We start from the raw sequence: 9,362 nt of genomic DNA, 5'->3' as shown, positions 1-9,362 counted from the left end.
GCGTGAAGTCATCTTTCATACTTCGCCGAAGACGCTAGGTCGTTGGCTTGAGGAGGCGTATTCTACACTCTCCAGTGGCGGCGTCAAGCGCTTATTTTAAGAAGTTTTTCAAGCGATGATTTCTTAATCACTCTCGTGAAAAGAAGCATTACCCGAAGCCCTTAAAGCGTTTGTCACCTGAGGTTAATTTCCGAAGAAGTTAATCTCTCTAACACCGCTGCAAGTCCCGTACTATCTAAGCTTTCGTTTAGTTAGTTGGCCTGCTGTGCAGTGTCAGTGGATGCGCATTATAGGGAAATCCTGACAGAGCACAAGGGGCTAAATGAGAAAAAATGCAATAATACGCCTAAGCGGACATTTCTCAAACGATACGCACAAAAAAGGGGCTAAAAGCCCCTTTATATAGTCTATTTAAGCTTACTCAGTAATTCACTGCGACTGCGTTTGCTCTAAAAAACCTTTTATCAGTGTAACGGCCTTGTCATCGTCCCAATCTACGAAAGTACGAACAAACGCAATTAACTCACCGTCCCTATTAAGTATAAAGGTAGCCGGAATGGTATCCAAAGGGAATACATCACTTAAGCTTTGCTCTTTATCGTAATAAGTAGTGAAGTTTTCCATTCCTAATGATTTAAGGAATGGCTCAACTTGCTTGTTACCGTCTAGATCTATCGATACCGGAAGAACTTCAAACTCTTCGGAACCAATTTTGTCAGAGAACCGACTAATAGCCGGTAGCTCTCTCACACATGGGGGACACCAAGTGGCCCACATGTTGACCATGATAACTTTTCCTTTGTACTGACTAAAATCGACAGGTTTACCCTGACTGTCTTTAAAAGGAACAGCTTCTATTGGGAATGGCTTAGGCAGAACACTAATTTGATCAACACTTGATTGGATCTCCTTTTCACCTTGCTTTTGCATACCAGGGTAAGCTTGCGCTTGCCCTGCAAACATTAGCACGACAGCAAAGAGTCCAAATACTATGTTTTTCATTTAGTCTCTCGCTTCAAAAGGCGATCAAGTTCTTGCAGATCTTCCGAAGTTAGCTCGTCAGTATTGCTTTCTGCAATACGCTGTTTGCGTATAAAGAGAAAACCAATAAAGCCACCAAATATTAATAAACCGATAGGGCCTAACCAAAGAACATAAGTCTTGGCTTCCATTCTTGGTTTATAAAGCACGAACTCACCGTAACGACTTGTCATAAATTCAACAATTTCATCGTCATTTTTGCCTTCGTCAACCATCTCGAATACTTCTAAACGAAGATCTTGGGCAACGGGCGAGTTTGAATCAATTAGGTTTTGATTCTGACACTGAGGACAACGCAATGAATGCGCTAAAGACAGTGCACGCTTTTGGTTTTCTGGTGACTTAAATTCATAAGTATCTACCGGAGTAGCATTAGCTACTGATGCCATGCTCAGTAATAGCACAAGAGCAGAAAGACTCTTAACTAATATCTTAATCATGATGCACCATCCTTTGCGGCTTCAGCCTGTAACTCTTGAACCATTGGGTAAAGGGTTTCTTTCCAGACACGAGAGTCAATTGGCCCCGCATATCTGTAACGAATAATTCCTTTATGATCGACAAGGAAACTTTCAGGAGCGCCATAGACACCTAGATCTAAACCTAGACGACCGTTATGATCATAGATATTAATCGCGTAAGGGTTACCTTCACGACTTAATTCACGAACTGCTAACGCTCGCTCATCACGGTAGTTAATACCGTAGATAGGCAAAATATCTTTGCGCGCCAAGGTCATTAGGAAAGGATGTTCGTACTTACATGAAGGACACCATGTCGCCCACACATTCAGCAGAGAAACTTTCCCTTTAAGTGTCTCATTAGTCAAAGTCTCCCCTGACTTTTCCAAAACCTCTAATTCGAAAGTCGGGATCGGCTTTCCTTCTAGAGCAGAGTCGAGCTTTTGAGGGTTTAGGAAGAGCCCCTTGTAAAGGAACACCCCCAAACCTAAAAACACAACTAGTGGAAGAAATAAAACTAGCTTTTTCATACTCACCCTATTCCAATTATGCCGTTGCTAATTTATCACTGCCGTCTGCGGCTTTCTTATCAGTGCTTTTTGCTTTAACTCTGTAACGCTTATCAGATGCTGCAAAGAAACCACCAACCATCATAAAGATTGATCCGAACCATAACCAGCGAACGAATGGCTTATAGTTAAGACGAACAGCAAACTCGGTACGGCTGATTGGGTCACCCATTGTGACATAAAGGTCACGGAATAAACCCCAATCGATACCGGCTTCAGTCATATCCATAGTACGAACATTATATTGACGGCGATCAGGTCTTAATAATGTGACGTAATCATCACCTTGGTAAACTTCTATCTGACCTTGCTGCGCAGTGTAGTTAGGACCCACTACGTTTTTGGTCTCAATATATTTAAAGGTGTAGCCCGCTAACTCTTGAGAGATACCAGGTCCCATACGGACACTTTTCTCAATAGAGTAGTTAGAAACCATCGTTGCGCCGACAACTGACACAGCAATACCTAGATGCGCAATAATCATACCGAGCTGGCTTCGACCAAGGCGAGTCATATCGACTGGGCCTTCTTTGGTCTTAACCATATTGTAAGCAGCTCGGAATGTCATGATTGTTACCCAAGTCGCAGTACCAATACCGAACACAACCCAGATGTTAAACTCACCACCGGCAAGAAACGGCGCAGCAAGTCCAACTACCGAAGCTATAGCCGCAGGGATCAGAATCTGACGTTTCAACTCACCATCTTTTGACTTTTTCCAGCGGATCACTGGACCAATGCCCATGAAACAAAACAGTACAAGTACAATTGGAACAAATACGGCGTTGAAGTATGGAGGGCCTACAGAAATCTTGCCCATTCCTAATGCATCGATCAGCAGTGGGTAAAGCGTACCAAGTAAAACGGTACCACACGCTACAGTTAGCAATAAGTTACACACCAGCAGCATTGTCTCTTTCGACTTAAGCTGGAAGCGCGCAGGACTCTTCATCTCGCTCGCTCTGAAAGCAAACAAGGTTAACGAACCGCCGACGGCTAGCCCGAGCAAGAGCAGAATGAACATTCCTCGACTTGGGTCTGCAGCAAATGAATGCACAGATGTTAGTACACCAGAACGTACAATAAAGGTCCCTAATAAACTTAGCGAGAATGCGAAAATTGACAGTAAAACAGTCCAGTTACGGAAAGCGCCACGCTTTTCAGTCACAATAAGTGAGTGAACCAGAGCAGTACCAATCAACCAAGGCATAAATGATGCGTTCTCAACTGGATCCCAGAACCACCAACCGCCCCAGCCAAGTTCATAATAAGCCCACCACGAACCAAGCGCGATACCACCGGTTAAGAATACCCAAGCAGCCAATGTCCAAGGACGGCTCCAACGAGCCCAAGCAGAATCCAAACGACCACTCATTAACGCTGCAATAGCAAATGCAAAGCTTACTGAGAAACCTACATAACCTAGGTACAACATAGGAGGGTGGAAGATTAAGCCAACATCTTGCAACATTGGGTTAAGGTCACGTCCTTCCATTGGTATCGGGAATAGACGCTCAAAAGGGCTAGAGGTCAGTAGCATGAATAATGAGAAACCAATCAAAATCATGGCTAGAACCGCAAGAACACGTGCAGTAAAGACCTCTTCTAAGCCTTTACTAAACAGTGCGACTGCGGCTGCCCAAGCTGATAATGAGAAAACCCAAAACAGCAATGAACCTTCATGGCCACCCCAGACTGCAGCAATCTTGAAGAAGATTGGCAATTCGGAATTCGAATGATGCGCTACATAAGCGACGGAAAAATCGTCGACGGCAAAGCTATAGCCGAGCACGACAACGGAGAACAGAATAAAAAAGAACATTCCGTATGTTAATGGCCAAGCATAGCGCACCAAGTATTGGTCTTTGCGAGCTACACCTACTAAAGGGACGATGGCTAAAAGTATGGCAAATGCCACACCGATAATCAGCGAAAAGTGTCCTAATTCTGGGATCATGGGTTTTCCTCAGTCCTAAATCATGTATTGATAAGCATACGCTAATATCATTACACACGAATCCGTAGTTAACACTACTAAAAAGGGTACAAATTTAGCTCAGTTTAGTATTTGCTATTGTTCCTGTCTGCCTATTTCGTACAAATATGGGTGACTTGTCTCATTCTTTCCCTATCTTATTACGGGCAACACATAAACAGTTGTTCAAAAATTCCACCGTAAACTGAGCATATTTAGTGGGATTTTTAAGTCAGACTCAAGAAGTTCCGTTAAGTTTCGAGTTATTTTGCAAATAAAATCAATCTGTGAACAAGTACGCAACTATGACGATTTCAGGTTATATTACTGTTCAATGAATAATCTTTACGTATAATCTTATCCCTAGTTCAGCGGTGAATCCGCTTTTTCGCAAACTAAAGTGAAATAGACATAATGACCACATTCTGGATCTTGATAGCCTTATTTGTGTTGGTCAGCCTTGCGCTGATTTGGTTCCCACATTTTCGTCAGCAGCAAATGCGACGGACAGAAGAAGCCGGTGTTCGCAAAAGCACCAACTTAGAATTATTTAATGAACGTCTTTCTGTTTTAGAGAAAGAAGTCGAAGAAGATTTACTTGATCAAGCTGAATTCGATGCACTTAAGAAAGAGCTCGAAATAAGCCTACTTCAAGATATGAAACAGGGAGATGATGAATCTCTAGTCAATAAAGTTAAGCCAAAAAGTGTTGCCTGGCCAGCTGTGATGTCAGCAGTGATTCTGGGCATTTCAGGCTATATGTACTCAACACTGGGTGCATATGAAAACTTAGACAAGCCGATGACAGCTAATGAAGCGCATTCAGGTATGGATGCGGCGCAAATGATGTCTCAGCGAGTAGAGATGATGGAAGCCCAAGCTCAAGCTGAACCTGAAAACAGTCAGTTATGGTTTAGTCTTGGTCATACCTATATTTCAGCTAATCGTTATGACGATGCCATCATGGCATTTGACAAAACGATGGAAATCGTCGGTGTGCACGCTGAGTTGCTAGGCCCTAAGGCTACAGCCCTATACTACCGTTCGAATCAGCAGATGACGCCGGCAGTTCAGGCTCTTATTGACCAGTCGCTAGCACTTGATGCTTCTGACCCATCAACATTATTACTTGTGGGTATGGACTCATTCTTCTCTGCTGAGTATCAAACTGCTATCGATGCATGGCAATTGATTTTGGACAGCGAACGTAAAGATGTTGATCGCAGTGCGATTATCAATGCTATCGACAGCGCAAAAATGAGAATGAATGCTGAAGGCGAAATGCCAAATGATGATGCACATAAAAGTGTAAAGCCTAAGGCAACGGCTCAGACTGTGACGATAGAGGTATCTATCTCTCCAGAGCTACAAGCACAGGTTTCTAGCACTGATATGTTGTTCATCTTTGCGCGTTCAACTGAAGGGCCTAAGGTTCCTTTGGCGGCAACTAAAGTATCAGCGGACTCACTACCTGCTTCTATTACACTGGATGACAGCACTAACATGGGCGGCAATGTTAAGCTAAGCGATGCTAAAGCAGTCGAAGTGATTGCAGTGCTATCAAAGCATGGCAGCGTTAAGCCACAAGCAGGCGATATCCAAGGTAAACTAGCGATGATTAAAGTTGGTGATACTGGGCAATTGGTTCTCGATACCCAAGTTCAGTAATTTCAAATTACATCCATAAAAAAACCGGCTATTAGCCGGTTTTTTTATATCAACAAAAAGCTTACTTTGACATAAACTCAATTGCTTTCTTGTAGTCTTCATCTGAACAATCAGTACACATGCCACCTGGTGGCATTGCGTTTAGGCCTGATTTAACACTTGATACTAGTGCGTCGGCGCCTTTCGCTAAGCGAGGCTCCCATGCTGCAGCGTCATGTGCTTTTGGTGCGCCAGCAACGCCCATGCTGTGACAAACTTGACAAGCTTTGTCGTAGACAGCTTTGCCATCTTGAGCAAAAGCACTTGTAGACAAAGTTAATGCAGCAGCTGCAGTCAGTGCTAATAATTTTTTCATTTTATAGGTTCCTAATGCAAATTCTAACAAAGCTCACGCTGCCCTTATAGGATGCGGCAGACTTATTATCGCAGCGCTAGGTTACTACAAACTTCACCAAATGGCATCTATTTGTGATTTAAATCGCGTTAAAAGCCGTTTGGCAAGACATAGTTCTCAAAAACGTTAATATATTAGCAAATGTTTAAAAAGTTCCTAAAAACTTTCTAATATTCGAACTACATCAAATTGCTGACACTTAGCACGACACGAAACTAAACGCTTGAAAGTCTATGTGTTAGTATCACTTGTGTTTTTAGATGGCATGATATAGAGGGCTCAGTGGTAGAACAATTAAAAGCAACAACACTGGTATCAGCTAGTAACCTAACTTGTATTAGAGAAGAACGTATTCTTTTTGACGAACTTAGCTTTGAGATCACCGAAGGCGAGATTGTTCAAATCGAAGGCCCTAATGGCGCGGGCAAAACAAGTCTATTACGAATTATTGCGGGTTTGTCTCGTCCATACGCTGGCCAAATCAACTTTAAAGGCGAAGACATCAACCGCTGTCGAGACGAGTATAACGATGAGTTATTATACCTCGGCCACCTCGCCGGTGTTAAAAGTGAACTAACCGCTGAGGAAAATCTTAACTTCAATTTAAGAATCAGCGGGTATGATGGCTTTGATACACGCGAAATCCTTTCAAAAGTAAATTTATCAGGTTTTGAAGAAGCGTTAGCAGGCCACCTCTCAGCAGGGCAGCATCGACGTACTGCACTAGCGAGACTTTGGCATACGAACTGTAAAATTTGGCTACTTGATGAACCTTTTACAGCGATCGATAAAAAGGGCGTAGAAGAACTTGAACATCTATTTTTAGCTCATGCTAAACGTGGCGGTTGTGTCATTTTAACGACCCATCAGGATATGGGCGTAATTGGTGATGACATCTTGCGTAAAATTCGTCTTGATTATCGCTTTGTTTAGGAATTAGCAATGAAAAAAGGTATCAGTTATACCCAAGCATTCGGTACGTTACTCAAACGAGACCTACAGATTGCAGTCCGTCATCGCGGTGATATTTTTAATCCGTTATTGTTTTTTGTATTGGTAGTCACTCTGTTTCCATTAGGTATAGGGCCTGAGCCGCAAGTATTGACACGAGTCGCGCCTGGTATTATTTGGGTAGCAGCACTCCTTGCATCTATGTTGTCATTAGAACGTTTATTCAAAGCTGACTATGTCGATGGTAGTCTTGAGCAAATGTTGCTAAGCCCACAACCTCTGCCACTAATGGTTTTAGCAAAAGTACTGGCACATTGGATATTAACAGGTGTACCTTTAATTTTAGTGGCACCTTTATTAGCAGTTCTGTTACACCTAGACACTAATAGCTACGGTGCGCTAATCGCGACATTAGCTCTTGGGACTCCAGTATTAAGCCTACTAGGAGCTATTGGTGTGGCATTGACTGTCGGATTACGTAAAGGTGGCGTGCTATTAAGCTTGCTCATTTTACCGCTATATATTCCGGTATTAATTTTTGCTACCAGTGCCATTGATGCTGCTGGTATGAATTTACCTTATGATGGTCAACTCGCTATAATCGGCGCCATGTTGATCGGTTCATTAACGTTAGCACCATTCGCTATTGGTGCTTCCTTACGAGTGAGTACTAACTAAAATGTGGAAATGGTTACATTCATACGCGGATCCAGAACGCGCTTACAAGCTTTCGAGCACACTATTGCCTTGGTTTGCTACCTTAGCAATTGCTTTTATCGGTATAGGCACTATTTGGGGCTTAGGTTTTGCCCCAACCGATTATCAGCAGGGTGACAGCTATCGTATTATCTTCATTCATGTACCGGCAGCTTCAATGTCTATGGCCGCATACATGGGTATGGCCACATGTTCATTCATTGGCCTTGTTTGGCAAATAAAATCTGCCGATTGGGCTGCTGCATCTATCGCTCCTATTGGCGCTGTTATTACCTTTATTGCACTTGTAACAGGCGCAACTTGGGGTAAACCTATGTGGGGCACTTGGTGGGTTTGGGATGCACGCCTAACGTCTGAACTAGTGTTGCTATTCCTTTATCTAGGTGTGATTTCTCTTTACGCATCATTTGAAGATAAAGTGCTGGCAGCTAGAGCAGCAGGGATCCTAGCCATTGTTGGTGTCATTAATATCCCAATTATTAAGTATTCTGTTGACTGGTGGAGCTCACTACATCAGCCGTCTACTATCCGTATTACTGAAAAATCCACGATGTCGACTGATATGTTATATCCATTACTAATTAACATATTTGGTTTCGGTCTTATGATCGCAGCAATTACATTAGTGAGATTTAGATCAGAAATTTTGGCACGAAATGGAATGCGTCCATGGGTGCGTGAACTTGCTAAAGCAGAAGGGGTCAAATAATGCAATTCGACTCAATTAGTGAATTTTTTAATATGGGCGGCTATGCTTTTTATGTATGGCTTGCTTACGGTGTCACCTTCTTCTCTCTCGGAACGCTCGTCGTGATGAGTGTTAGACAGAAACGAAAAGTGTTAGTAGAGATCGCGAAGAAGATTCAGCGAGAAGAACGATTAAAAGAAACTCGGAGTACTAAATAGTGAATCCAAGAAGAAAAAAACGCTTAACCCTAGCTGTAGCTCTAATTGGTGGTGTGGCTGCAATCGCCTCGCTACTGTTATATGCACTAAATTCAAACTTGAATCTTTTCTTTACACCTACTGAAATTGTTCAAGGTAAGAAAGATACTGGTGTAATGCCTGAGATCGGCCAACGTATCCGCGTCGGCGGCATGGTAACTATCGGCTCTATGGTTCGTGATCCTGACAGCCTTCATGTAGAGTTTGCTGTACATGACGCTGCTGGCGGTGAGATTATCGTAACTTATGACGACCTGTTACCAGATCTATTCCGTGAGGGCCAAGGTATCGTTGCTCAAGGCGTTTTATCAGCTCCAGGTACGTTAGAGGCTACAGAAGTTCTTGCTAAGCATGATGAGAACTACATGCCTCCTGAGGTTGCTGAAGCTATGGGGCAGACTCACGAAAAGCTTGATTATAGCAAAGACCAATCAAAGGCTGGCGGTTACAAGTAACCACTGACGCTATCAACCAAAAAGCCTTCATTTATTGAAGGCTTTTTTGTGTAAAGTACTGTCCCGTCCTGAGATAAGTTGACACTTTGGAGACTTGTCTATGAAACCTTCAAGTTCAATCAACTGTAAACGTACACAACGTGATTACACATTAGGCTTTAAATTAGCAGTCGTGAGCCAGGTATA

General features: G+C 42.9%; 12 protein-coding genes. 7 read left to right on the top strand and 5 right to left on the bottom strand.

Annotated features, from left to right (window positions below; genetic code table 11):
- Positions 1–429: 429 nt before the first annotated feature.
- Genes K5R16_RS21680 through K5R16_RS21665 form a run of 4 tightly spaced genes read right to left on the bottom strand, consistent with a single transcriptional unit; the run spans position 430 to position 4,028 of the window.
- Positions 430–1,002 carry a TlpA disulfide reductase family protein gene (locus K5R16_RS21680; RefSeq protein WP_220740451.1) on the bottom strand — a complete coding sequence of 191 codons (573 nt, stop codon included), beginning with the start codon at positions 1,000–1,002 and terminating at the stop codon, positions 430–432.
- Positions 999–1,481 carry a heme lyase NrfEFG subunit NrfF gene (nrfF, locus tag K5R16_RS21675; RefSeq protein WP_374758418.1) on the bottom strand — a complete coding sequence of 161 codons (483 nt, stop codon included), beginning with the start codon at positions 1,479–1,481 and terminating at the stop codon, positions 999–1,001. Before nrfF ends, K5R16_RS21680 begins: the two co-directional genes overlap by 4 nt.
- On the bottom strand, positions 1,478–2,032 hold the full coding sequence (locus K5R16_RS21670) for a DsbE family thiol:disulfide interchange protein (protein ID WP_220740449.1): 555 nt from the start codon (positions 2,030–2,032) through the stop codon (positions 1,478–1,480). The genes nrfF and K5R16_RS21670 overlap by 4 nt, the downstream gene beginning before the upstream one ends.
- Before the next feature lie 16 nt (positions 2,033–2,048).
- Positions 2,049–4,028, bottom strand: a complete 1,980-nt coding sequence (locus K5R16_RS21665) for a heme lyase CcmF/NrfE family subunit (RefSeq protein WP_220740447.1) — start codon at positions 4,026–4,028, stop codon at positions 2,049–2,051.
- A gap of 432 nt (positions 4,029–4,460) precedes the next feature.
- Between K5R16_RS21665 and ccmI the strand changes: the two genes are divergently transcribed.
- On the top strand, positions 4,461–5,714 hold the full coding sequence (gene ccmI, locus K5R16_RS21660) for a c-type cytochrome biogenesis protein CcmI (RefSeq protein ID WP_220740445.1): 1,254 nt from the start codon (positions 4,461–4,463) through the stop codon (positions 5,712–5,714).
- A gap of 61 nt (positions 5,715–5,775) precedes the next feature.
- On the opposite strand, the gene K5R16_RS21655 is transcribed toward ccmI, so the two are convergent.
- A complete protein-coding gene (locus K5R16_RS21655; RefSeq protein WP_220740443.1) occupies positions 5,776–6,069 on the bottom strand; it encodes a cytochrome c5 family protein in 294 nt (97 codons plus the stop codon).
- Between the two features lie 321 nt (positions 6,070–6,390).
- Between K5R16_RS21655 and ccmA the strand changes: the two genes are divergently transcribed.
- The 6 genes from ccmA to K5R16_RS21625 all read left to right on the top strand — a co-directional run.
- Positions 6,391–7,041 (top strand): cytochrome c biogenesis heme-transporting ATPase CcmA, encoded by a 651-nt coding sequence (gene ccmA, locus K5R16_RS21650; RefSeq protein ID WP_220740441.1) that lies wholly within the window; start codon positions 6,391–6,393, stop codon positions 7,039–7,041.
- Between the two features lie 9 nt (positions 7,042–7,050).
- Positions 7,051–7,737, top strand: coding sequence for a heme exporter protein CcmB (gene ccmB / locus K5R16_RS21645; protein WP_020912161.1), 687 nt, complete (start codon positions 7,051–7,053; stop codon positions 7,735–7,737).
- Between the two features lies 1 nt (position 7,738).
- Entirely contained in the window at positions 7,739–8,485 is a 747-nt protein-coding gene (locus tag K5R16_RS21640) for a heme ABC transporter permease (RefSeq protein ID WP_020912160.1), read from the top strand.
- Positions 8,485–8,682: a heme exporter protein CcmD gene (ccmD, locus tag K5R16_RS21635; protein ID WP_020912159.1), complete on the top strand. Its 198-nt coding sequence runs from the start codon at positions 8,485–8,487 to the stop codon at positions 8,680–8,682. Before K5R16_RS21640 ends, ccmD begins: the two co-directional genes overlap by 1 nt.
- Entirely contained in the window at positions 8,682–9,176 is a 495-nt protein-coding gene (gene ccmE, locus K5R16_RS21630) for a cytochrome c maturation protein CcmE (protein ID WP_220740439.1), read from the top strand. Before ccmD ends, ccmE begins: the two co-directional genes overlap by 1 nt.
- 100 nt (positions 9,177–9,276) lie before the next feature.
- A partial coding sequence (locus K5R16_RS21625; RefSeq protein WP_220739314.1) for a valyl-tRNA synthetase occupies positions 9,277–9,362 on the top strand: 86 nt, incomplete at its 3' end.

Source organism: Shewanella sp. c952, assembly GCF_019654975.1.
Lineage (GTDB): Bacteria > Pseudomonadota > Gammaproteobacteria > Enterobacterales > Shewanellaceae > Shewanella.
Note: the sequence above shows the minus strand (reverse complement) of the source record. Positions and strands in the feature narration are given on the sequence as shown.